This window comes from Corynebacterium vitaeruminis DSM 20294 (genome assembly GCF_000550805.1).
In the GTDB taxonomy this organism is placed as follows: Bacteria; Actinomycetota; Actinomycetes; order Mycobacteriales; family Mycobacteriaceae; genus Corynebacterium; species Corynebacterium vitaeruminis.
The window spans coordinates 1,180,899-1,203,301 of sequence record NZ_CP004353.1; the positions used below are offsets into that span (position 1 = coordinate 1,180,899).

The following is a 22,403-nucleotide window of genomic DNA, read 5'->3' on the forward strand; positions in this document are numbered from 1 at the left end:
ACATTACATAGGTAGCTCGACGTCCCCGCTGTCCGCCCAAAAAGCAAAAACAGGAAAACTTGCGCAACCCCGTATGACCGGCATCGCTTCGCAAATGTCGAGGTTGCTTAAGTATTCTAGCAGCCTTTCTTAAGGTAGGGGAGCCTTACTATTAGCTCGTTATGTTGGAGTGTGCTGGTAGAATGCTGTATTTGTTGAGAATATATTCCTACTTATTCAAAATATCTAGCACGAAATGGGCGCTATGTTAAGAATGGTTTTTAGCCTGGTTTGCTATGGGCATGCGCCAGATTTTCATGTTGGCGGGATTGAAGGTTGACATTTCTTGGATTTGTGTCTGGTTTGCAGCATGCTTTTCGACGCTTCGCTGAACGTCAAAATTACAAGGTGAAGCCGCCCCCCTGCCTTGCCAACTTCTCGGTTAGCGCGTTGCAAAGATCTGATAGTGGACGCGAAAGGTGGGCATCAGTTCGAAACGAGACGTGGAGGCATAAACGAAATTCGATTCTCGCAGCGCGCAAATCGGGGCACGGGGCTATGGATCGGAACCGATTCATAGTTTGAATTTCCCTGTGAGCGCAGTCTGTTGGGTGGCGAAAAGAATTGACAGAAAGTTGACAGGCTCTGGGGGTGGTGAAGTGAGCAGAACCACCAAAAGATTGACGCAACCTATAATTTTGGGGGCAAAATCAGGTTTAGAGCGTCCGAAACCTTGGAAGTTTCCTTGGCTACTTACTCGACATCGATCCACGCTAATGAGAACTCTTGTCCCCTTCTCAGATCGGCGGTGGGGGTGCCACACACGGGGCAGGTCAGGGCGAAATACTCGTCGATTTCCTGCTCGCTATCGCAGGTGGGGCACCACACGGTGGCTTCAACCTCTTCGATGTCGAGGCTCGCACCGTCACAGACCGTCCCTGCCTGCGCGATTGGCCACGATGCCTCTAGCGCGTCGACAAGCACCCCAGATCGCTTCCCGACGATCAAGCCTACGGCCCGAACCGATCGACCCTGAGCAACCTCATCGACCTTGGAGACGACCCCGTTGAGAAGCGACAATTCGTGCATACCACCAGTGTATGCCCTGCTGGTAAGCCCCAGTAATCGAGTCCTAGCTGGAGATAGGCGAGCTTCATGTACGTCCACATCGAGGCCGATGGACGCGGGGTAGTGATCATCGGTTAAGCAGATTATCGACGCGGAAATTGTGGCTGGATTCTCTTGAGCGGCAGCGAGAAGCCCGAGTAGTACTCAGAAAACAAAAATTCGGTGTGAGCACAATTTGTGCTCACACCGAATGAAGAGATTCTAGGCGATTGCCCAGAAACTAGTTATGCCTTGCGGGACGCAAAAAGGGCAGCGCCACCGGCGGCTGCGATCAGCGCGCCGAGCAGGATGATCATCCAAGCGTCGACACCGGTGTTGGCCAGCTTCTTCGGAGCGCTCTTGGCGTCCGCAGCAGGCTTTGCGTCGGCGGCCTTTGCGCCAGCAGCAGGCTTGGAAGCAGCAGCCTTGCCATCAGCGGCAGGCTTTCCACCCTGCGCTGCTGCGCCAGCGTTGTCGCCGGCCGGGGCCTGGTTGCCGTTAGCGGCCGGGGCCTGGTTGCCGTTGCCCTCAGCAGGCGCTGCCGGGTTCTGGGTGGCAGCGCCAGCCTGGGAAGAAGTCGAGGAAGCGGAGGAGCCTGCGATGGCTGCGAGAACGCCACCGATAACTGCGGCACCAATGACGAGCCCGGCAACGTCGGAGGAGCCAACGCCGCTGCTCAGCGTAGCGCTGCCGAGGCCAGAGCCAAGGGCACTGCCGTCGGAGGAACTGCTACTCAGTGCGCTGCTGATGAGGTTTGATCCTATTTTCTTTTCTAGGGCCCCGAAGTGTGGGCAATTGGATAAATAGGATTGGGAGTTTGGGGGTAAGGATTGGGGGTAAATATTTTGATCCCAAAAATGGAATGACGTTCCACTTAGCAAACGATAGAGCCCAAAATGCCCGGCGTCGCACATTATTAGTGTGATGCCGGGCTTGGAGGCGGGTTATTTATGCACGCCTGCGCGCGATCGCGAGCGATGCGCCACCTGCCAGGGTGAGCATGACGGCCAGAAGGAGAAGGTCGGAGGCTTCAACGCCAGTGTTGGCCAGCTTCTTCGGTGCCTGGGCCGCTGTCGGAGCGGTGGCGGCAGCGGCAGGCTTGGCCGGGGCTGCCTTCGCCGGAGCTTCGGCGGCAGGGGCTGGCTTCTCGGCAGCTGGCTTTTCAGCGGCGGGCTGTGCCGGAGCCTGCTGGGCAGGCGCTTGCTGAGCCGGGGCCTGCTGGGCGGGAGCCTGCTGCGAAGAATTCGAGCTGGCGGAGCTTGCGGCGGAGCCAGCAATGAGGGCGGAACCGACCACCAGGGGAACGATGAGGCCGCTCGAGCCGGAGCTGGAACCTTCAGAGCTCAGCTCGGAGCTGGTTCCCACTGCGGAGCCAACGGTGGAGCTGGTGTCGTCATCGGAGCTCAGGTTGGAGCTGATGACGGAGCTGGAATCGTCGAAGGAGCTGGAGCTGGAGTCGATGGGGATGTCGGGAACGACGTCCGGCTCGTCGAGGCACTTGTCCACGAGCCCATCGGGCATGGGGTTCTTCAGGTGCCACTTGCCATCGTTGCCGTTGTGCTCGTAGCAGTACGGCTTAAGTGATACGGGGGCTCCCGGCTTTGCGGCGTTCGCGCTCGGGGCCAAGAGCAGGCCAGCGCCGAGTGCGAGGGCGGCGGCCGAAGCGCCAATGCGGCGGCTCATCTTCTTGGTGGACATTTCATTACTCCTGGTTTGAGTGGGAAATGTCGACTACCTTCGCTGCCGTCCTCAGGTGAACTCAGGTGCGGCCGAAAAGCGGTCGACGAGGGGAATAGGGATCCGTTAACAACTCAAGCGCTTGCCCTCAACTTAGCAAGGTTGAGGTGCGAAAAGGGCTGTCGCGGAAGATTGTGAAAATTGCGACGATCTGGGAAGGGATTGAGAAACTGATAGCGGTAACGCCCATCCGCTATCGAAAATTTGGCACAAAGCCCGTGTTAAGGGGGCGAATTGATGAAAATGAATAGCTAAGAGAGTTCTTAAAGAAGGGGCGAAAATGCCCATCATTAGGGGGTGATTTTGTGAAAGTAGCAATGTTTATAAGATTCGATATAGGGGTGACGATTGGGGGTGAGTCTTGTTGACGTGTCGTCAGAAAAGTGCAGTTCAGGGCCGTAAAATTTAACATTGTTCAACAAGTAAGGAAGTGTAGATTTTTCGCTACTCAGCTTCGTGTGGTAGGGCTGAATGGATTTGGACGGGGTGCTACCCGTGGCGGTGTAGCGTGGAAGAAAAGCGCCTAAACATAAGGGAGTCGGCCGTGGCGAGAGAAAAGCTCCTCATCAACGAGATCGTCGACCCGCTGGCGGCGCGCGTCATCGTCGACGAGGGGGCGGGGGATCCCGACTTGGTGGCGCGCTTCGACGTTGCGGGCGTACCCAGGGTGGATGGGTTCTTGGTCGGCAAGCAGGCCGCGGCGGTGCCCACGATGGTGACGCGGCTGTGCGGGCTGTGCCCGGTCACGCATCATCTGGCCGGCATCGGGGCGCTCGACCAGCTGGTTGGGGTGGCACCCGATGCGGGGGCGCGGCAGGTGCGGCTGCTCATGCATCACGGCAGCGTGCTCGACGTCATGGGGCCGAGGCTCGCGGCGCCGCGGGGTCGCGCGGACGCGGTGGCGCTGCGGATGCTCGGCAAGAAGGTGCTGGCGCTCGCGGGCGTGCCGGGGCACTTTCCGTCCGTGGCAACGCCCGGCGGCGTACGCGTGGCGGCGCTGCCTGGCAACCAGGAGGAGCTGCGGGAGGAGATAAGGCAGGCGCTGCCGGCCGCGCGCGGCATCGTGGAGGGGTTGCTCGCGGCGGCGGGGGAGGACCCGCAGGGGTGGCAGGCCTACGAGGGGGCCGACGTCGTCGTCGCGAACGAGCGCGGCGAGTGGGATCCGCTCGGCGGGTATATCCGCGTGACCTACAACGGTAAGGCCGAACTCGTCCCCGCCGCGGCGGTGCCCGCGCGGATCAGGGAGACAGTGCTCGGTTCGATCACCCCGCGCCCGCAGCTGCTTTTCGACGGCCAATGGCTCGCCTACCGCGTGGGCCCGGCCGCGCGTTACCCGGGCTTAGCAGTAGCGAAGGCGCAGGCCCAGAGTCTGCTCGATTCCCTCGGCGCGATAGGCGAGCTGCTCAAGGAGCCTCTGCCGAAGCCGGGCGAGGGGGTTGCGCTCGATGCGACCCACGACGGATCGGGTGTGGGCCTGGTCGACGGACCCCGCGGCCTGCTTATCCATCACTACACGGTGGAAGACGGCGTGCTCTTTAGATGCGAGATCTTAAGCCCCACGGCGCAGAACGAGCCGTGGTTGGCGGCGATGCTCAGCCGCGCGTACCGGGAGGGCGCGGGCACGGAGGCGATGGAGCTGGCCGTGCGCGCGGCAGACCCCTGCCTGCCGTGCACCCAGGCGCCGCCGGGGATGATGAACATCCAGGTCGTGCGGGCGGGGGAGTAGGCTTTCAAGAGGTAAGCGCGGAAGAAAAGGAGCAGGCCATGTGTCTCGGAATCCCGGCCAGGGTGGTTGATCCGGGCAGCCCGGATGACGCCTTCCCCATGGGGGAGATCGACGTCGCGGGCGAGCGCCGGCCCTGCTGCTTCGCCTACGTGCCGGAGGCACAGGTAGGTGACTGGGTGCTCATCCAGAACAGCTTCGCCATGACGATCGTCGACGAGGCCTCGGCGGCGGAGTCGATGGCCGCGATCGACGAGTTCGACCTGCTCCCGCCGTCACCGCAGTAGCCTGAGCTGAATTTGCCCCCGAAAGGGGGCTTTTTTCGTGCCTGAGACCATCGCCACGTTGCGCCCTCAACGCCGCAAAGCGTCCAATGTGAACGTTCACTTATTCTCCATGGTCAACGCCGGAACGGCCGAACCGGTGCCAACGAAAACCAAACACAAACGGCCCCGCGCAGGCGAAAACGGGGCCCGCCTCGCCCGAAAATCGCCTGAATCGGGAAAGTTGCCTATTGAAGGTGCCCGATTTCGCTCATACACTGGGGAAGTGCAAACGATTGCTGTGCGTTCACAACGCACCACTTCAACCAAGAGGTGACCCCATGACACAGACAGTCACCGGCACCGGCATCCCGGCACCGGCGGGCACGCGAACCCTCGCCATCGAGCACGGCGACTACCGCGCCGAGCTCAGCACCCTCGGCGCCGGGCTCAAGTCGCTTACCTTCCAGGGCAGGCCCCTCGTCGAGGACTACCCCGACGGCGAGGTCCCGCCGCTGACGGCCGGGCTCGTCCTGGCCCCCTGGCCCAACCGCACCGCGGACGGCCGCTTCACCTTCGACGGCGCCACCCACCAGCTCGAGATCACCGAGCCCGAGCGCAACAACGCTATCCACGGCCTCGTCCTCGGCAAGGTCTGGGAGGTAACCGGGCACGAGCCCGGCCAGGTAAAGCTCCACACCACCATCGAACCAGCCCCCGGCTGGCCGTGGCCCATCGAGCTTTCCGCCACCTACCGGCTCACCGACGAGGGGCTTTTAGCCACCTTCGACGCCGAGACCCGCGAGGACCGCCCCGTTCCCTTCGCCTTCGGGTGGCACACCTACCTCCAGGCCCAGGGCGCGCACGTGGACTCGTGCCGGCTGACCATGGCCGTCGATAAGCACCTGCCACTGGAACCGACGCGCAACCTGCCGCGTGGTGAGGCGACCTGCGACGAGACCACCACGGCGATGCAAGAAGGCATCGCTATGGCAGGCCGCGTCTTCGACGACTGCTTTGGTTCCGCAGGCGCCTCGCGCACGCTGCTTGTCGACGCCTACGGCAACGGAACCGAAATGACTTGCTCGGACAACCTGCGCTGGTTCCAGGTGTTCACGCCCGACGACACCATCGACGTGCCGTTCCCGGGCAAGGAACGCGGACGCGCGCTCGCGGTGGAGCCCATGAGCGCGCCACCGAACGCGCTGGCCAGCGGCACCGACATCGTCGACCTCCACGGCAACCCGCAGCGCTACGAGGTACGCATCGCCGCGGTGACCGCACAGACTTCATAACTGCATAAGACGCTTTCGGGCCCGCCACGATGGGCCCCGCAGACACACTTTTTTCGTCACTAACAGCAAAAGGATGCCCCATGAATTCGGCATTAAGACTCGACGCCACCTGGGTGGACTACCTCCTCGTGGCCCTGTACTTCGTCTTCGTCCTCGGTATCGGCTGGGCGGCCAAGGCGAAGGTCTCCTCCTCCATCGACTTCTTCCTCTCCGGCCGCGGCCTGCCCTCGTGGGTGACCGGCCTGGCGTTCATCTCCGCCAACCTCGGCGCGGTCGAGATCATCGGCATGTCGGCCAACGGCGTGCAGTACGGCTTCCAGACGATGCACTACTTCTGGATTGGCGCCGTGCCCGCCATGGTCTTCCTCGGCATCGTCATGATGCCTTTCTACTACGGCTCGAAGGTCCGCTCGGTGCCTGAGTTCATGCGCAAGCGCTTCGGCACCGGCGCGCACCTGGTCAACGCGATCTCCTTCGCGCTCGCCCAGCTGCTCATCGCCGGCGTGAACCTGCTGCTTTTGGCCAAGATCGTCAACGCCCTGCTCGGCTGGCCGCTGTGGGTCGCGCTCGTCCTCGCCGCCGTCATCGTCTTGTCCTACATCACCCTGGGTGGCCTGTCTGCCGCCATCTACAACGAGGTGCTGCAGTTCTTCGTCATCGTCGCGGCCCTGCTGCCGCTCACGCTCATCGGCATGCACCGCGTCGGCGGCTGGGACGGCCTGAAGGAGCGCGTGGCCATCGAGGCCAACTTCCACACCTGGCCCGGCATGGGGCTGTCCGGCTTCACCAGCCCGGTGCTCTCGGTCATCGGCATCACCTTCGGCCTGGGCTTCGTCCTCTCCTTCGGCTACTGGACCACCAACTTCGTCGAGGTGCAGCGCGCCATGGCCTCCGAGTCCATCTCGGCCGCCCGCAAGACCCCGATCATCGGCGCCTTCCCGAAGATGTTCATCCCGTTCCTCGTCGTCCTTCCCGGCATGGTCGCCTCCGTGCTGGTCAGCGAGCTGGCGGGCGATAACCCGACGGCCAAGCCGAACGACGCCATCCTCCTGCTCATGCGCGACCTGCTCCCGAACGGCCTGCTGGGCGTGGCCATCGCAGGCCTCCTGGCCTCCTTCATGGCCGGCATGGCGGCCAACATCTCCGCCTTCAACACCGTCATCAGCTACGACATCTGGCAGCAGTACGTGGTCAAGGACCGCGAGGACGACTACTACCTGAAGTTCGGCCGCATCGCCACCGTCGTGGCCACCCTCATCGCCGTGTTCACCGCGCTCATCGCCCGCAACTTCGGCAACGTGATGGACTACCTGCAAACCCTCTTCGGCTTCTTCAACGCCCCGCTGTTCGCCACCTTCATCCTGGGCATGTTCTGGAAGCGCATGACCCCGCACGCAGGCTGGTCCGGCCTGGTCTCCGGCACCGCGGCGGCCGTCATCTTCTGGGCGCTCTCGCTCGGCTCCGACCCGATCGTCAACCTGCCCGGCCAGGGCACCGCCTTCGTCGCCGCGACGCTCGCCTTCGTCGCCGACATTCTGGTTTCGCTCATCGTCAGCTCGTTCACCAAGCCGAAGCCGGACGAGGAGCTGGTGGGCTTCGTCAAGTCCGTCACCCCGAAGAGCCACTTCGCCGACGACACCGAGGCCGCGCTGCCGTGGTACCGCCGCACCGTCCCGCTCGGCATGCTGTGCCTGGCCATGGTCATCACGCTCAACGTCATCTTCGCTTAACCCGGCCGGAAACTTCTGTAAGGAACACTCATCATGAGCACGAAAAACACCTCTACTCAGTCCCCGCGGAGTGCCGGCGCGTTCGACATCCGCAACGTCATCGGAGCGCTCATCGGCATCTACGGCATCGTCCTGCTGATCTGCAGCTTCGCCATCGACCCGGGCACCAACCCCGACACCGGCGCTCTCAAGTCCTCCCAGGACAACCTCTGGGCGGGCCTGGCCATGCTGGTAGTCGGCGTCGTCTTCGCCGCGTGGGCACGCCTGCGCCCGATCACCGTGACAACTTCCGCAGCACCTGCTACCCCCACAGCATCCGAAGGAAACTAGGCGAGACACATGAGCAACAGCCACCACGTCGAAGTCACCTCCTCGCACCTGGCCGACGGCCGCGAGATCATCTACTTCGATGACACGCCCAAGGCCGAGGGGGAGCGGGTGCTCACCGACTCCCGCGACCTGCCTCAGGCCCACACGATGAGCGAGATGCGCCGCGACCCGCTCACCGGCCACTGGGTCGCGTACGCCGCACACCGCATGAACCGCACTTTCATGCCGCCAGCCAACGAGAACCCGCTGGCGCCCACCAAGCCCGGCCAGCTGCCCACCGAGATCCCGTCGCCCACCTACGACGTCGTCGTCTTCGAGAACCGCTTCCCGAGCTTCTCCATGAACATCGACGCCACTGGCTGGGAGGACACCGTCGACGGCCTCGACCTTTACCCGCGCAAGCCAGCCCGCGCCCGCTGCGAGGTGGTCTGCTTCACCGAGGACGTGACCAAGTCCTTCAAGGACCTGCCGGTATCCCGCATCCGCACCGTCATCGAGGCGTGGGCGCACCGCACGGCCGCGCTCTCCGCGATCGAGGGCGTGGCCCAGGTCTTCCCCTTCGAAAACCGCGGCGCCGAGATCGGCGTGACCCTCCAGCACCCGCACGGGCAGATCTACTCCTACCCGTTCTTGAGCCCGCGCCTGGAATCCATCGTCGCCTCCTCCCAGGCGTTTGCCGCGGCCAACCCCGGCAAGGAGCTCTTTGAGCAGTTGCTTGCCGACGAGCGTACCGCCGGCACCCGCATCATCGAGGAGACCGAGCACTTCACCGTCTTCGTCCCGGCTGCCGCAAAGTGGCCGGTGGAGGTCATGGTCTGGCCCCACCGCCACGTGGCCGACTTCACCGAGCTCACCGACGACGAGCGCGCCGACCTCGCCCCGCTGCTCAAGCGCCTGTACACGGCGGTGGACCGCTTCTTCGACGGGGTGGAGAAGACCCCGTACATCGCGGGCTGGAACCAGGCACCGGTCGACCCGGCGCTTCGCCCGTATTCCCGGCTGCACCTGCAGCTGTTCTCGCTCATGCGCTCGCCGAACCGCATGAAGTTCCTCGCTGGCAGCGAGTCCTCCCAGGCCGTGTGGATCAACGACACCACCCCGGAGCGCATTGCCGCACGATTCAAGGAGGTCTGGCACTAATGCCACGCTGGATTCACACCCGCACCCCGGACGCCATCGCCCACGACGCCGCCCGCCTGTTCAAGGAGGCCTACGGCTACGAGCCGAAGGGCGTGTGGGGCGCGCCGGGCCGCGTCAACGTCATCGGCGACCACGTCGACTACGCCGACGGCGTCTCCATCCCCTTCGCGCTCGAACAGCTCACCGCCGTCGCGATGGCGCCCAACGACAAAAACGCCTACCGCCTGGTCTCCGTCGCCCCCGACGGGAAGAAGATGGAGGCGACCGTCCCCGTCGACCAGGTCGGGCCGCTGAGCCCCGCCGACTGGTCCGGCTACGTGGTGGGCACCATCTGGGCGGGCACCGAGTCGAAGGTCATCGGCGCCACCCAGGGCTACGACATCGCCATCGTCTCCGACGTGCCGCTCGGCTCCGGCCTGTCCTCCTCGGCCGCGCTCGAGTGCTCGACCGCCGTCGCCGCCTTCGAGCTGGCCAACGGGCACGCGCCCACCCACGCGGACCTGCCCGGGCTCGTCGACGCCGCCATCCGCGCGGAGAACGAGGTCGTGGGCGCGTCCACCGGCGGGCTCGACCAGCGCTCGAGCCTCTACGGCGAGCACGGAAAGGCGCTGGTCATCGACTTCCGCAAGGGCACCACCACGCCGGTGCCCTTTGACCTCGAAGCCCACGGCCTGGCGCTGCTCATCGCGGACACCAACGCCCCGCACACCTTGAGCGACGGCCAGTACGCCTCCCGCCGCGGCGTCATCGACGCCTTCACCTCTTACCAGCCGGAGGACTCCTTCCGCGACATCGACGACGCGCCCGCCAAGGCCCGCGCGTGGGCCACGGCCCAGGGCCGCGACGTGGACGAGGTCTTCCGCCGCGTCAACCACGTCGTGGAGGAGACCAACCGCACCATCGCGGCCGCAGGCGCGCTCGAGGCCGACGACATGGACGCCTTCCGCCAGCTCATGCAGGACTCCCACGAGTCCCTGCGCGACCAGTACGAGGTGACCACGCCCGAGCTCAATTCCGCCTTTGAGGCCGCAGGCCGTTACGGTTCGCGCATGACCGGCGGCGGCTTCGGCGGCAGCGTTATCACGCTTGTCGACGCCAAGGCCATCGAGGACACTGCCCAGAAGATCGAGGACGCCGCCCTTGCCCAGGGCTTCCCGGCGCCGACCTTCCTCGTGGCGCGCCCCGGCGACGGCGCACGCCGGCTCAGCTAGCAGTAAAAAGAGAAACGCTCGATCCGAAACAATCCGGACCGGGCGTTTTCTCTCGTCCACAAGCCCTTAGCCGTTGATACTGCGGCGGACATGGTGAAGAGCGTGAGCATGCCGCGTGAGGCGGTCTTGCCCACAGTGAGCTTCTGGGTTCCGTCCTCACATAAGCGCTAGGAACAGACTGGGCGCAAAGGCTCGCCGTCGTTGCTTACAACCGTCTTCCCAAAAGGGCCGCGTGGGGGAGTGCGGCCTCACCCTGCCACAATCTAGGTCGGGAACGGCCACGACTACTCCCACCCTGATCCGCGCAGGATGCCTGCTGCGCCCGCCGCCGACACGCGGCGCGGCCTACGAGCCAGTCTTCTTCGTTGTGTGGCGTCCCAAAAAGATCTAGCGGTGATGGTGAAAAACGATTCCAGTTAGTTCTTAGTAAAGCTTAGGGCAAGCCGCCCGCCGACACCCCCACCGGCAACCCGACCAGCAAGACGTATCACCCGCCGTTTGTATGATGGTGGCGAAAGGGGAGCCCCATGACCATCAGCCACTTCGGAAACACCGAGCCGCTCCGGCTTGTCGACATCTGCACCTTCGACCTCATCGCCGAGATCGTCTCCAGCTTCTCCACCACCGAGGTCTACTCGATCCTCAACGCGCTCGCCAACGCAGGCAAGTACGACGCCGTGGTCTGGGCGATGTACAACTGGGTGCGCAACGACCCCGACTCCCGCATGCTCATCCCGCAGGCCGACGATCCCCACCCCACACTCACCGCCGAGTGCCCAACGGAAGACTTCAGCTTCTCCATCGCCGCCCCCTACGCCGAGCTGGAAACCCTGTCCGGGTTCCACGAGATCGTGGGGGAGGAGCGGACCTTAATGCGGTTGGGGGAATCAGCTCTAAAATCCCAAAGCGCAGGCTCATAATTGGTTGGTGGAAAGAACCGGGTAAAGCATTTATGGGGCGGAATAGGAGTGAAAGCGCGAGTGAAATACTATCCAATGAGTGACTTGGCATACGGCTACGCATTGAATAGAGCAGTTGAGAGAATCACCGATTCCAATCTTCACTTCAATTACGAAGATGTGAATGACATCCTTGAACTAGAGAACATTCGAATGTACTTGGATGACTTAGCTCGTCATCAATTCAAGTTGGAACGTAACGTGCCGGATTCCAAAACCATGGCCGATTCTATCAGGGAACGGGTTAGAAGATTCTTTGGTGCACTTGAGTTGAGTGGTCTGCCACTGCAAGCACAGAAAGTGAAACCAGTGTACAGAGATGACTTTCTTCGTTGTCTTTTGGAAACTAAGAAAAATCCGTGGTTCAGCGGCAACGACATCGCTGATGTGCTGGTGCGCATGGGATTTCCGTTAAAGATGCTCCTAAAATCGCGGCGACTTGTTCGACTTCAAGGAAACCAACTTTCGGCTGCAATTGAGGAATCGATTGGGAGCGCTGAAATGCTCATCGATGCGGAGTATGAAATGGGCGAATTTAAGGAAATTTACTTTCCAAGCTGCCTGGGTTTAGACGCGAAGAGGGGGCTCATAAAGAAATACATTGATTGGGAGAATGCGAACCCCAACTACTTGAAAGTTCTTGCGCAATGTAAGCCTAAGAATGATGAACTCGTAGACCCCGTACTACGTTTGAACGCAAGTAGGCGGCACCGACAACTTGTGGATGATCTTTTTTCTACGCAAGAGTGCATCAATCAAACTTCCGAAGTCGTATTTGATCCGAGTGAGGAGATGGAATCAAAGCTCATCGAGTACGACCTGAACGGAAGTGACATTCGTGTCACAATCTCGACCAAATACTTATTGTCTTCGTTGGATTTTGAATCAATTTTGGACAATTTTGTCTACTTATTTGGCTACACGAGATTTGATGGAATGCTATCTTACGTACCCATTCGCGGGCAAGAATCAGTTTTTGAATCCATATTAGGTATGAACAGACCACAAGATTTTCCGGATACTTGGGTATCCATGTCTTCGGTGCAACTCGGGATTCTTTTGGCACAAGGGTATTTCAATTTCCTCAGGAGCCAAAACATCGAGCTTGAAGAAGTGATTAGTTGGTTCTTCAAAGAATACCTGAATAGAGAGTTTGGAATAGAAAATTTCGAATTCGTTGCGAACAGTAGGGATTCGGACTATTACACCAGGTGCCACCAGCTTTTTCCGCAGTTTGATGGTGTACTTTCCCAATTTGTTCAAATCGCAAGGCACGGCCACATCGAGCAAGAATTGCGTCGATTCGAAAGGCAGCCTATAAACTTTCGGGAAGTACCTTCATTGCTTAAGGGGAAGTATGTCAGAGTCCCATCATCAGACCCTATTCTTGTCAGCATTCTGAAAGATCTTTTCTCACAGAATTCCGACCTAGGCTTGGTCTCGATGAAATCTCAATCCAGTTGTCTTGTGGACCTTGTTTCAGATTGGAGAGTTTCCATAGAAGATTTCCATCCATATCGACAGAATTTGCTCGAAGAACTCCTAGCTAGAGGAATTTTGGTCATGCAGGATGAATCAAAATCAACTCTTGCATTCAAATCAACGACTCAGCTCGAGGTACTTCGGATGATCTATGAAGCTGGCGCAGTAATGAGACTTGGTCTACGGGGGAACCTTCTTGATGCGTGCAATGAGCTTGTAAAGTCCGGCGTCCTGCAGTTCGAGGATTATCTACTTTCGAAGGAGGAAGGAGAGTATTTTGACTACTGTCTAAATGACAAGTTTCCCAATTCTCTTTTCATTCGAAACTCCTATGCTCATGCACGAACTTCCGCATCCGGGGATGACGAAGAACATTTCCAGAATTACTTACTGGGTGTTCAACTGATGATATTTCTGGTGATCAAGATCAACGATGAGCTTTGTATTCGCTCAAGAATTCGGGAACGAGTAGATAATTCGCTAAAACAAAATAAACATTGAGTCTCACTCGTCGGATTGCTTTGCGTAGGGTGGCGCGTACTGGATGCGGCACTGAAATTTACATAATATAATCAGTTTCTCGCAGCCTGAGACTCCTTTGAGCAAGAAATGCATTGATGGATCGTGCATCTCTCTACACAAGTGTAAGATGCCCCAAATCCAGCGGAATTGTTTCAATGGCGATCTTAGGTGATGTAGAACGAGACTGGGGAATTACCGAAGCAAAAATAGAAATCATATTTCGGGAGCTGGTTCTATTGGGTCATCCTGAGTTGCTACTCTCCAGGAGCTACCTAAGAGATCTACTTTTGGTCCGAGAAATCCTTCCTCACATCGTACGACTCGCACGGAGACTGATTCGCCTCTCAAGGGAACCGGAATCTCGAGTCTTGCGGCTATTTCCTGGTCTTTTTCGTACTGTCCAAGGACAAGGATTCCCTCAGCGGCTAGGTTGGTTCGAGATCCTCCATTCTTCCGTGCCCTCTTCATGAAGTCCTTTTGCTGTCCGACAGTTGCAAGCACGCCGCGGGGAATACGCATTTTCTGAGCTCGTCTGAAGAGTTCGTCAATTCGCTTTTGTCCAGATTTGGGAGCCATAATAGCCTCAACATCCTCTTTCGGAAGATGAAGGAGAGTGTTTGGCGGAAGCGCTGCGTTGTACCATGCCCAGGAGATCGCATTCCTTCCTTGCGCTGAAATCGTGCGCTTTTGGTCACGGTTTCCGCCTTTATTAAGGATTTCATTAGTGATCGAAACAAAGCCAAGTCGCCAACTGGATTCGTGATCATTTGCATGGCAGACCATCGCGGTGTGCCCAAGAGCTTCGTTTGGGATCATCCAACCGAACGGGTGCTTGGAATATTTGCAATCGACTTCATGTCCGAGGATCTCAAAATCCATTACTTGTCCGTCTTTTATGAATCCGTCGAGTGCTCGGCGAATATTGATTTCGACAAGAGACCCAATGTGAGCAGATTCGGTCTTTGACAATTCCTCGGGTCTAAAGCGGCCAGTCTGCTGGCCGTTGTAGGCGTAGTCCATCGATTCACGAATTGCGTTCGCGATTTTAGAGCCGTCGGGATCTTCTTTTCGAATTGCCTCAGTAAGCTCCAGTGCAACGGGGGACGGGGAGAATGAACCTTCCAAAAATAGTCCTCAATTCTTGACGGTTGGTTTGGCAGGAACCAGATTTGTAGACAGTGGTGTCTTGTTTAGTGCACGCGAAATAGATATGCCAAGGGCCTTAGCCACAGGCGGGGGAAAAGCATTTCCTACCTGACGCCATTGTGCAGTCTTGCCTCCAGCCCACTGCCAGTCGTCAGGGAATCCTTGGATCACCCCGCCCATCCGGACGGTGAGTCGTGGAAGGTGCGAAGGGTCATTTACAGGGAAGTCGTGTCCAGGTGCTTCTTCTGCAATTGAAGTCCCTTTCACGCCCAATTTCTTCCATGCCTCTTTCGCACGGGTCGGACCAACATCTGGGCCACCGTGCTTCTTGGAACCACCAACAAGGGTAGGCGCAACAGTATTTGCGGTGCGGGCCCAAGTACGAGCTCCAGGCCATCCATTCTCTGCCATCAAATGACCGATTGCCTCGCCGACAGTCTTTTGTGAGGGAAAGGGGGTAGGCCAGGAAAAATAGGGGCTGTACTCATGCTTTAGCGCAATCAAGACGAAGCGTGGTCGTAGCTGTGGGACTCCAAATTCTGAAGCATAGATGAGCTGCCAAAAGGCATCGAAGCCCAATGAATTGAGGCGATCGATGATGCTGGATCGATAGTTGTCAAAACGTCGCTGTGACAAGCCTTTGACGTTTTCAAGTAGGACTGCTCGAGGGTTTACCTGCTCGATAAGGTCTAGCGCACGGGGAAAGAGGTCGCGCTCATCGTCTGCGCCAAGCTGCTGGCCGGCGATTGAGAAAGGGGGGCAAGGTACTCCACCGGCGAAGAGGTCAATTTTTCCCTCCCACGGAGAAATGTCGAACTCGTGGACATCCATCTCGAAGATGGGCCAAGGGGCAACGGTGTTTGGATTCTCCCTGTTGAGTCGGAGTGTTTCTGCTGCCCAGTTGTCGATCTCGACTACCGCATCGTGGATAAAACCTGCTTCTTCGAGACCTAGAGCTTGGCCGCCGGCACCGGCGCAAATCTCAATAGATCGAAGAGGCTTGGTCACGGTTGTACTTTCACTAAGTTGAGACTTTCCACGGGTGCTTGGTGGAAAAAAATTTGGGATTGGATCTTGGTAGATCATAGTCATTTCTTGCTCAAACTCCTACTTCGAGGAAGAACGCTTCTTGAACTTAAATTAAGTGGTGGACAAGGAGTGTGAAATTCGAACAAATGTACTAACCGTATGTAAGTCTTACACATCCTCAACGGCTATTCAAGGGGCATATTCCCCAGGAAGGGGGGTGTCTTGAATATGGTTCAATTCCAACTTCAGCCGTAGACAAGCACCCTGCGTGACGTGACCGCGATCGCACTCGCAGTTGGGCGGTGGGGTTGTCACGTTTGTGGCGGTAAATAGGAAAAAGGGGGTCGTTTAGCGTAAGTTTGAGGGGCAATGAGTATTACCGATGACGCCACCAGCGGCGAGAACGAGCTGGACGTGAATAATGTGTCGGAATCTCAGGAAAATTCGCAGGTAGACAATGGCCCCACGTCCTTGGAGGACGTGCTGGGCGATGTAGACGACTCCAGGGTTGCGAACACTTCTGAGGGCACCGGCTCCGCGGACGACGCGGACAATGAAGAGAACAATGTAGATAAGGGTGACTCAGAAAGTGACTCCTCTTCGGAGGAGGCCCAGGGCGAGTCGAACGAGAAGAGCGAGGGGCCAAGCTTCGATAACTTGGGGCTGCCCAAGGATGTGCTGAAGGCCGTCGCTAAGGTCGGTTTTGAGACCCCGTCGCCGATTCAGGCGCAGACGATCCCTCTGCTCATGGAAGGCCACGACGTGTTGGGCCTGGCCCAGACCGGCACGGGCAAGACGGCGGCCTTCGCGCTGCCGATTCTTTCGCGTATCGACGTCCATGTGCGCCACCCCCAGGCCCTCGTGCTGGCCCCGACTCGTGAGCTGGCCCTGCAGGTGGCCGACTCCTTCCAGTCGTTCGCCGATCACCTGGGTGACATCCACGTGCTGCCCATCTACGGTGGCCAGGCATACGGCATCCAGCTGTCGGGCCTGCGCCGCGGCGCGCAGATCATCGTGGGCACCCCGGGCCGCGTCATCGACCACCTGGAGAAGGGCTCGCTGGACATCTCCGAGCTGCGCTTCCTGGTGCTCGACGAGGCGGACGAGATGCTCAACATGGGCTTCCAGGAGGATGTCGAGCGCATCCTCGAGGACACCCCGGAGGACAAGCAGGTCGCTTTGTTCTCCGCGACGATGCCCAACGGCATTCGCCGGATCTCCCGCGACTACATGAAGGATCCGCACGAGATCCAGGTCAAGAGCGAGACCCGCACCAACACGAACATCACCCAGCGCTACCTCAACGTTGCCCACCGCAACAAGCTGGACGCGCTGACCCGCATCCTCGAGGTCACCGAGTTCGAGGCCATGATCATGTTCGTGCGCACCAAGCACGAGACCGAAGAACTGGCCGAGAAGCTGCGCGCCCGCGGGTTCTCCGCGGCGGCCATCAACGGCGACATCGCCCAGGCCCAGCGCGAGCGCACGGTCGATCAGCTCAAGGACGGCCGCCTGGACATCCTGGTGGCCACCGACGTCGCCGCCCGCGGCCTCGACGTCGAGCGCATCACCCACGTGTTCAACTACGACATCCCGAACGACACCGAGAGCTACGTCCACCGCATCGGCCGCACCGGCCGTGCCGGCCGCTCCGGCGAGGCGATCCTGTTCGTTACCCCGCGCGAGCGTCGCATGCTGCGCTCCATCGAGCGCGCGACCAACGCAACGCTGGTGGAGATGGACCTGCCCACCGTCGACGAGGTCAACGAGTCCCGCAAGGCGAAGTTCGCCGACTCGATCACCGAGTCGCTGGAGGATTCGCAGATCGACGTCTTCCGCACGCTGGTCAAGGCGTACTCCGAGGAGCACGACGTGCCGCTGGAGGACATCGCCGCGGCGCTTGCCACCCAGGCCCGCGCGGGTGATGAGTTCCTCATGAAGGAGCCGCCGCAGGAGAAGCGCCGCGACCGCCGCGACCGCTTCGACCGCGACGACCGCCGTGGTGGCCGCGATCGCTTCGATCGTGACGATCGTCGCGACCGTGACCGCGGGGAGCGCGGCGCCCGCTTCGAGCGCAACGACAAGGACATGGCCACCTACCGCCTCGCGGTGGGCAAGCGCCAGCACGTGCGCCCGGGTGCCATCGTCGGCGCCCTCGCTAACGAGGGCGGGCTCAATCACAAGGACTTCGGCCGCATCACCATCGCCGTGGACCACACGCTGGTGGAGCTGCCCAAGGACCTGCCGAAGTCCGTCTTCGACAACCTGCGCGATACGCGCATCTCGGGCCAGCTCATCCACATCGAGAAGGACAACGGCGGCCCCCGCGGCGGTCGTGGGGACTACCGCGACCGGGACGATTACCGCGGCGGACGCGGTGGTTACCGCGATGATCGCCGTGGCGGTTACCGTGACCGGGACGAACGCCGTGGCGGACGCGGCGGCTACCGTGACCGCGACGATCGCCGTGGCCGCGCCGACCGCGAGCGCGGTGAGCGCGGCTGGCGAGACTAGCCCCTAGCACTTATGAGTTAATGCCCCTTCCTGCTTCCGCAGGAAGGGGCATTGGCGTTAGTCGGTCACGATCTCGCAGCCGGGAGTGCCGGCCCATTCGGTCCACGAGCCGTCGAAGATGGCCACGTCCTCGTAACCCGCGAGGCGAGCGCCGAGCCCGATGATCGCGGCGGTCACCCCTGAGCCGCAGGAGGTGACAAGCGCCTTCTTCTCGCCCGCGAGATCGGCGAAGATCTCCTTGAGCTCCTCGGGGCTCTTGTAGAGCCCGCCCTCGAGCACCTCGGTGAACGGCAGGTTCTTTGCCCCCGGCATGTGGCCAGACGGTACGCCTTCGCGCGGCTCCGGGTCGGTGCCGGCAAAGCGGCCCGCGGAGCGGGCGTCGAGCACGGGCTTCTCGCCGCTTGCCAGGTAGCCCTTGAGCTCGTCGACGGGGATGACGTACCAGCTCGGGTCGAAGCGGGCGGTGAAGTCGCCCTCGGCAGCAGGCTCCTCGCGGTGGCCGACGGTGTCGAAGCCCGCGGCCTTCCACGCGCGCATGCCGCCGTCGAGCACGTAGGTCTCATCGTGGCCCATGGACTTCAAGAGCCACCAGGCGCGCGGGCTGGCGAACACGCCCTTGGCCTCGTAAACCACGATGATCGAGTCGTCGTTGAGGCCGAGCCTGCGGGCGGCGGCCTGGAACTCCTCCGCAGACTGCAGCCCGTGGGGGAAGGGGTTGGCGAGGTCGGAGAAGTCGCGGTCGATGTCGAAGTAGCGCGCGCCGGGCAGGAACTCGGTGGCCTTGGCGGCGCCGGCCATGGAGGCGTCGAGGACGACGAGGCGGGGGTCGCCGAGCAGCGGTGCCAGCTGCTCGCTATTGATGACGGGGGTAGCGAAAGCGTTGGTCATTGGCCCATCGTAACGCGCAGTCGGGCGGCCGCGCGCGGGATTGAGAGGGAAGCCATGGGCGTCTGCACGCGCGCTACAGAACGCCGTGCCAGCGATTCAAACGGTCGAGCAGTACCGCCTGTGACTCGCGGTAGGCCGTGGCCGCGCCCGCGGCCGTGCCGCCGAACATGATCTCCCAGCCCGTGCCGAAGGACGCGATGTCCTCGGAGAACAGGTGCCCGGCGCCGGGGTAGACGATCGCCTCGAGGTTGGGCGCGCTGCCAGACAGCCCGGTCGCGGCGAGCTCCGACTGCCACATCGCGTCCTCGGCGCCGGCGAAGAGGAGGCCGTTGCCTTTGAAGTTCCTCAGGTCGATCCGCGTGGAGGCGTCGGCGCACTCCGCGGCCTGGACGTAGGTCTCGCGGTAGCGGGGCGGGCGGCCAATCATGAGGTCCCAGATCATCGCCCGCGACGTTGCGCCGTCGACGGTGCGGAAGGAGGCGAAGGGGACGTCCTCGCCGCGGTAGGCAAACGAGGGCTTCTCGTCGCGGGAGGAGAAGTCGAGGCCGGCGTAGGTGTGGTCGGCGGGAGCGTAGTTGACGAGGTTGTCGAAGGCGTAGCCGTGCGCGGCCAGCTCCGCGGTGAACTCCGCGCCCTTCGAGGAGCCGATGAGCGTGATCGGGGTGGGGCGCTCGATGTTCGCGTGGATATACTCGCTGACCTCGTCGAACTGATCGAGCGGCACGCGCGCCAGCGTGGGCACCTGGTTCGGTTGCCCGAAGAAGAACAGGGACAGCACCTCGTAGCCCTGCTCGCTGAGCGCCTTGGCCTGCTCGTAGTTGGGCGAGCCCTCCGAGCCGCCGAAGACCACGAGCGTGCCCGGGTGCTGGCGGCGCTCCGGGATGAAGTGGAAGCCGTTGAGGTACTCGCCCTCGATGGGCACGACGTGGTCGTTGGTCTGGTAGGTGGACTTGTCCTTCAGCGGCGCGGAGGTGGACATGATCGTGTACTTGTCCGCGTTGTGCCTGCGCACGGCCCACAGCGCGACCCCGCACAGCACCACCACGAGCACGATGACGCCGAAGATAGAACCGAGGATGGTGAAGGCTTTCCTCATGATCAAGCCTGCTTCCGGGAAGGTGAGTCGGTACGTGCCCCAGTCTAGTTCGGCCCGTTGGGATTTGTTTTCGCTTGTCGACGCCTACGGTATCCGGCCGGTGGGAGGGCGGCAGCTATAGACGTCGACAAGCAAAAACCGGCCCACGAGGGACCGGTTGCAGCGTGCGGGGCAGTGCTTAGTGCCACATCATGAGGATCGCGATGACCACCCAGAGCAGGGAGAAGATGCCGCCGAACATGGACAGCTGGCCCTTGGCCTTGTCCCAGTCGGCGACCTCGTAGGTCTCGGCGGCCTGCTCGTCGGCCTCCAGCAGGCCGAGCGCGCCCATCATCTTCTTCTGGCGCGGGTAGATGACGAAGTAGAGCAGCACCCACGCGATGACCGCCAGCAGGATCGAGGCGTGGAAGCGGCCCTCGTGCCAGAACTTCGAGTTGGTGAACATGATGGCGAAGCCGATGAGCGGGACGAGGATCGACAGGTTGCCGTAGGCCTGGGTGATCTTGTACAGCGTGGAGGCCGCACCCTTGGCGTTGTCCTCGCCGTTGTGGGCGGCGAGCGCGCGCGTGTGGAAGGTGGACACGGCCACGGTCACGGGGCCGAGGAAGAGCATCGCGGTGAGGATGTGCAGGATGATGAGGAAGTGAGCCACGAAAAGGAAGCCTCTCTGGAAAATAGGTGTTAGAAGGGCAAAGCCTCCGCCGGCGGGCTGTTTTCTCGTGCCAGCGGTGTTTTTGTCAACAACAGGACATCGTAGCCCACGGCCAGCGGCGCGGCCAACGGGGCGCGGGCCTAGGAATAGGGGATATCCGAGGACTCGCTCTCCCGCGTGGCAAGCTCCCGGCCGGTGAAGGGGAAGGCGCGCTGGCGACAATCCTCGCGCGAGCACACGCGACAGCCCGTGCCGATGGGGTCGGCGACGTCGGGGGAGAGGTTGAGCCCGCGGGAATAGACGAGGTTCTCTGCCTGGTCGATGTCGCAGCCGAGCCCGATCGCGAACTCCTTCGGGGCCTCGCCGAACCCAAACGAGGTGGACGAGATGGTGCGGGCGATCCACAGGTACGTGCGCCCGTCGGGCATCTGCGCCACCTGCCGCAGGATCCGCCCCGAAGACTCAAAGCTGCGGTGTAACACCCACAACGGGCACGAGCCGCCCGAGCGCGAGAAGTGGAAGCTTGCCGACGACTGGCGCTTGGAAATGTTCCCGGCCCGGTCGGTGCGGATAAAGAAGAAGGGCACGCCCTCGTCGCCAGGGCGCTGGAGGGTGGACAGGCGATGGCAGGTGGACTCGAAGCTGGTGCCGAACCGACTGCTGAGCAGGTCGATGTCGTAGTGAAGTTCCCTGGCGGCCGCGATGAAGTCGCCGTAGGGCATGACCACCGCGGCGCCGAAGTACTGCGCGAGCGCGACGTGGGCCAGCGCCCGCGACTGCTCGTCGGGCAGCCAGGGTGAGTCGTGGGTGAGATCGACGAGAACGTCCTCGTAGCGCAGGTGCGCCACCTGTCGCGCAAGCTCGAAACACTGCTGGGCCTCGTTGAGGTTGTTTCGCAGGTACACCGTGCGTGTCGCGGGGTTGTAGGAGCGCCGGGAGGTGGGCAGTTCCTTGTGGAAACTCACGGTGACCGAGAACTCTTGGTCCAGCAGCGAGCTGAGCCGGGTCACGCGCAGGCCCGGGATGCCGATCTCCTTTGCCAGCTTCTCGGCGAGCTCATCGAGCTCTTCTACGTGGTTGCGCTTGGAGAATAGGAAGTTCTTCACGTGCTCGTAGGCGTCGACCTGATCGACGGGGGCCTGCGAATAGGCGAGCTGGCTCATCGTCGCCGCGAGCTTGGGATAGCGGGCAGAGAGGTCGCGCAGGCTGCGCTCGTCGAAGTCGGTGATGCCCGCCAGCGCGAGCGCGTCCTTGAGTTTTCCGGCGTTGCGCTTGGCCTCCTCGGGGGAGAAGAGGCTGGGATCCACGTCGAAGGTCCTTGCCAGGTTGAGCAGCATCGAGGCGGACAGAGCGCGGTTGTCGTTTTCTATCTGATTGAGGTAGCTCGTGGAGATCCCCAACTTCCGCGCCATGCTGAGTTGGGTCAATCCGTGAAGGTCACGGAGCATGCGGATCGTTGCCCCCGCGAAGACCTTGGACATAGGTGATTCCTTTGCTGAAAAACGCCCTGAACAGCGATGTTAAATAATTTTGCAAAAGTGGGACTTCTTGTTGAAATTATTTTACAAAATCCACTGGGTGACTCAGGGCACAGGTGGGT

The 22,403-nt window shown here is 61.1% G+C and carries 19 protein-coding genes; 10 read left to right on the forward strand and 9 right to left on the reverse strand.

Annotated features, from left to right (window positions below):
- Positions 1 to 732: 732 nt before the first annotated feature.
- From B843_RS05565 to B843_RS13235, 3 genes are all read right to left on the reverse strand, one after another.
- Positions 733 to 1,068 (reverse strand): hydrogenase maturation nickel metallochaperone HypA/HybF, encoded by a 336-nt coding sequence (locus B843_RS05565; protein WP_025252529.1) that lies wholly within the window; start codon positions 1,066 to 1,068, stop codon positions 733 to 735.
- A 263-nt stretch (positions 1,069 to 1,331) separates the two neighbouring features.
- A complete protein-coding gene (locus B843_RS13785) occupies positions 1,332 to 2,000 on the reverse strand; it encodes a hypothetical protein (protein WP_155895110.1) in 669 nt (222 codons plus the stop codon).
- A 34-nt stretch (positions 2,001 to 2,034) separates the two neighbouring features.
- The gene (locus tag B843_RS13235) at positions 2,035 to 2,784 is read right to left on the reverse strand and encodes an LPXTG cell wall anchor domain-containing protein (protein WP_025252530.1); all 750 of its coding nucleotides are present in this window, start codon (positions 2,782 to 2,784) and stop codon (positions 2,035 to 2,037) included.
- A gap of 583 nt (positions 2,785 to 3,367) precedes the next feature.
- Here B843_RS13235 and B843_RS05575 point away from each other — a divergent pair.
- The 9 genes from B843_RS05575 (at position 3,368) to B843_RS13790 (ending at position 13,457) form a co-directional block, all read left to right on the forward strand.
- Positions 3,368 to 4,549 (forward strand): nickel-dependent hydrogenase large subunit, encoded by a 1,182-nt coding sequence (locus tag B843_RS05575; protein ID WP_025252531.1) that lies wholly within the window; start codon positions 3,368 to 3,370, stop codon positions 4,547 to 4,549.
- 38 nt (positions 4,550 to 4,587) lie between these two features.
- A complete protein-coding gene (locus tag B843_RS05580) occupies positions 4,588 to 4,833 on the forward strand; it encodes a HypC/HybG/HupF family hydrogenase formation chaperone (protein ID WP_025252532.1) in 246 nt (81 codons plus the stop codon).
- A gap of 317 nt (positions 4,834 to 5,150) precedes the next feature.
- Positions 5,151 to 6,104 carry an aldose 1-epimerase family protein gene (locus B843_RS05585; protein WP_025252533.1) on the forward strand — a complete coding sequence of 318 codons (954 nt, stop codon included), beginning with the start codon at positions 5,151 to 5,153 and terminating at the stop codon, positions 6,102 to 6,104.
- A gap of 80 nt (positions 6,105 to 6,184) precedes the next feature.
- A complete protein-coding gene (locus B843_RS05590; RefSeq protein ID WP_025252534.1) occupies positions 6,185 to 7,834 on the forward strand; it encodes a sodium:solute symporter family protein in 1,650 nt (549 codons plus the stop codon).
- 33 nt (positions 7,835 to 7,867) lie between these two features.
- Complete coding sequence (locus tag B843_RS05595; RefSeq protein WP_025252535.1) at positions 7,868 to 8,164, forward strand: hypothetical protein; 297 nt, start codon at positions 7,868 to 7,870, stop codon at positions 8,162 to 8,164.
- Positions 8,165 to 8,173: 9 nt separating this feature from the next.
- On the forward strand, positions 8,174 to 9,304 hold the full coding sequence (gene galT / locus B843_RS05600; RefSeq protein ID WP_025252536.1) for a galactose-1-phosphate uridylyltransferase: 1,131 nt from the start codon (positions 8,174 to 8,176) through the stop codon (positions 9,302 to 9,304).
- Positions 9,304 to 10,515, forward strand: coding sequence for a galactokinase (gene galK / locus B843_RS05605; protein ID WP_025252537.1), 1,212 nt, complete (start codon positions 9,304 to 9,306; stop codon positions 10,513 to 10,515). Before galT ends, galK begins: the two co-directional genes overlap by 1 nt.
- Positions 10,516 to 11,042: 527 nt before the next feature.
- Positions 11,043 to 11,435, forward strand: a complete 393-nt coding sequence (locus B843_RS05610; protein WP_025252538.1) for a hypothetical protein — start codon at positions 11,043 to 11,045, stop codon at positions 11,433 to 11,435.
- 75 nt (positions 11,436 to 11,510) lie between these two features.
- Positions 11,511 to 13,457: a hypothetical protein gene (locus B843_RS13790; protein WP_155895111.1), complete on the forward strand. Its 1,947-nt coding sequence runs from the start codon at positions 11,511 to 11,513 to the stop codon at positions 13,455 to 13,457.
- Between the two features lie 234 nt (positions 13,458 to 13,691).
- On the opposite strand, the gene B843_RS13475 is transcribed toward B843_RS13790, so the two are convergent.
- Together B843_RS13475 and B843_RS13480 are read right to left on the reverse strand one after the other, a co-directional pair.
- Positions 13,692 to 14,603, reverse strand: a complete 912-nt coding sequence (locus B843_RS13475) for a NaeI family type II restriction endonuclease (protein ID WP_081751505.1) — start codon at positions 14,601 to 14,603, stop codon at positions 13,692 to 13,694.
- Positions 14,604 to 14,612: 9 nt separating this feature from the next.
- Positions 14,613 to 15,716, reverse strand: coding sequence for a DNA cytosine methyltransferase (locus B843_RS13480; RefSeq protein WP_244877358.1), 1,104 nt, complete (start codon positions 15,714 to 15,716; stop codon positions 14,613 to 14,615).
- Positions 15,717 to 16,022: 306 nt separating this feature from the next.
- Here B843_RS13480 and B843_RS05620 point away from each other — a divergent pair, with 306 nt between their 5' ends.
- Complete coding sequence (locus tag B843_RS05620) at positions 16,023 to 18,167, forward strand: DEAD/DEAH box helicase (RefSeq protein WP_025252540.1); 2,145 nt, start codon at positions 16,023 to 16,025, stop codon at positions 18,165 to 18,167.
- A 57-nt stretch (positions 18,168 to 18,224) separates the two neighbouring features.
- Here B843_RS05620 and B843_RS05625 read toward each other — a convergent pair whose 3' ends face one another.
- From B843_RS05625 to B843_RS05640, 4 genes are all read right to left on the reverse strand, one after another.
- Positions 18,225 to 19,055: a sulfurtransferase gene (locus tag B843_RS05625; protein WP_025252541.1), complete on the reverse strand. Its 831-nt coding sequence runs from the start codon at positions 19,053 to 19,055 to the stop codon at positions 18,225 to 18,227.
- Positions 19,056 to 19,128: 73 nt separating this feature from the next.
- A complete protein-coding gene (locus tag B843_RS05630) occupies positions 19,129 to 20,151 on the reverse strand; it encodes an alpha/beta hydrolase family protein (protein ID WP_025252542.1) in 1,023 nt (340 codons plus the stop codon).
- A gap of 178 nt (positions 20,152 to 20,329) precedes the next feature.
- Entirely contained in the window at positions 20,330 to 20,764 is a 435-nt protein-coding gene (locus B843_RS05635; protein WP_051483557.1) for a hypothetical protein, read from the reverse strand.
- A 179-nt stretch (positions 20,765 to 20,943) separates the two neighbouring features.
- The gene (locus tag B843_RS05640; protein WP_025252544.1) at positions 20,944 to 22,284 is read right to left on the reverse strand and encodes a helix-turn-helix domain-containing protein; all 1,341 of its coding nucleotides are present in this window, start codon (positions 22,282 to 22,284) and stop codon (positions 20,944 to 20,946) included.
- Between the last annotated feature and the right edge of the window lie 119 nt (positions 22,285 to 22,403).

What these genes read in the sequence shown, in the direction of transcription:
- B843_RS13480 (WP_244877358.1), bottom strand. Translation starts at nt 15,716, where the DNA reads ATGACTATGATCTACCAAGATCCAATCCCAAATTTTTTTCCACCAAGC.
- galK (WP_025252537.1), top strand. Translation starts at nt 9,304, where the DNA reads ATGCCACGCTGGATTCACACCCGCACCCCGGACGCCATCGCCCACGAC.
- B843_RS05580 (WP_025252532.1), top strand. Translation starts at nt 4,588, where the DNA reads ATGTGTCTCGGAATCCCGGCCAGGGTGGTTGATCCGGGCAGCCCGGAT.
- B843_RS05590 (WP_025252534.1), top strand. Translation starts at nt 6,185, where the DNA reads ATGAATTCGGCATTAAGACTCGACGCCACCTGGGTGGACTACCTCCTC.
- B843_RS05620 (WP_025252540.1), top strand. Translation starts at nt 16,023, where the DNA reads ATGAGTATTACCGATGACGCCACCAGCGGCGAGAACGAGCTGGACGTG.
- B843_RS05640 (WP_025252544.1), bottom strand. Translation starts at nt 22,284, where the DNA reads ATGTCCAAGGTCTTCGCGGGGGCAACGATCCGCATGCTCCGTGACCTT.
- B843_RS05625 (WP_025252541.1), bottom strand. Translation starts at nt 19,055, where the DNA reads ATGACCAACGCTTTCGCTACCCCCGTCATCAATAGCGAGCAGCTGGCA.
- B843_RS05635 (WP_051483557.1), bottom strand. Translation starts at nt 20,764, where the DNA reads ATGCTCTTCCTCGGCCCCGTGACCGTGGCCGTGTCCACCTTCCACACG.
- B843_RS05630 (WP_025252542.1), bottom strand. Translation starts at nt 20,151, where the DNA reads ATGAGGAAAGCCTTCACCATCCTCGGTTCTATCTTCGGCGTCATCGTG.
- B843_RS13785 (WP_155895110.1), bottom strand. Translation starts at nt 2,000, where the DNA reads ATGTGCGACGCCGGGCATTTTGGGCTCTATCGTTTGCTAAGTGGAACG.
- B843_RS13235 (WP_025252530.1), bottom strand. Translation starts at nt 2,784, where the DNA reads ATGTCCACCAAGAAGATGAGCCGCCGCATTGGCGCTTCGGCCGCCGCC.
- B843_RS05595 (WP_025252535.1), top strand. Translation starts at nt 7,868, where the DNA reads ATGAGCACGAAAAACACCTCTACTCAGTCCCCGCGGAGTGCCGGCGCG.
- B843_RS05585 (WP_025252533.1), top strand. Translation starts at nt 5,151, where the DNA reads ATGACACAGACAGTCACCGGCACCGGCATCCCGGCACCGGCGGGCACG.
- galT (WP_025252536.1), top strand. Translation starts at nt 8,174, where the DNA reads ATGAGCAACAGCCACCACGTCGAAGTCACCTCCTCGCACCTGGCCGAC.
- B843_RS13790 (WP_155895111.1), top strand. Translation starts at nt 11,511, where the DNA reads ATGAGTGACTTGGCATACGGCTACGCATTGAATAGAGCAGTTGAGAGA.
- B843_RS05610 (WP_025252538.1), top strand. Translation starts at nt 11,043, where the DNA reads ATGACCATCAGCCACTTCGGAAACACCGAGCCGCTCCGGCTTGTCGAC.
- B843_RS05565 (WP_025252529.1), bottom strand. Translation starts at nt 1,068, where the DNA reads ATGCACGAATTGTCGCTTCTCAACGGGGTCGTCTCCAAGGTCGATGAG.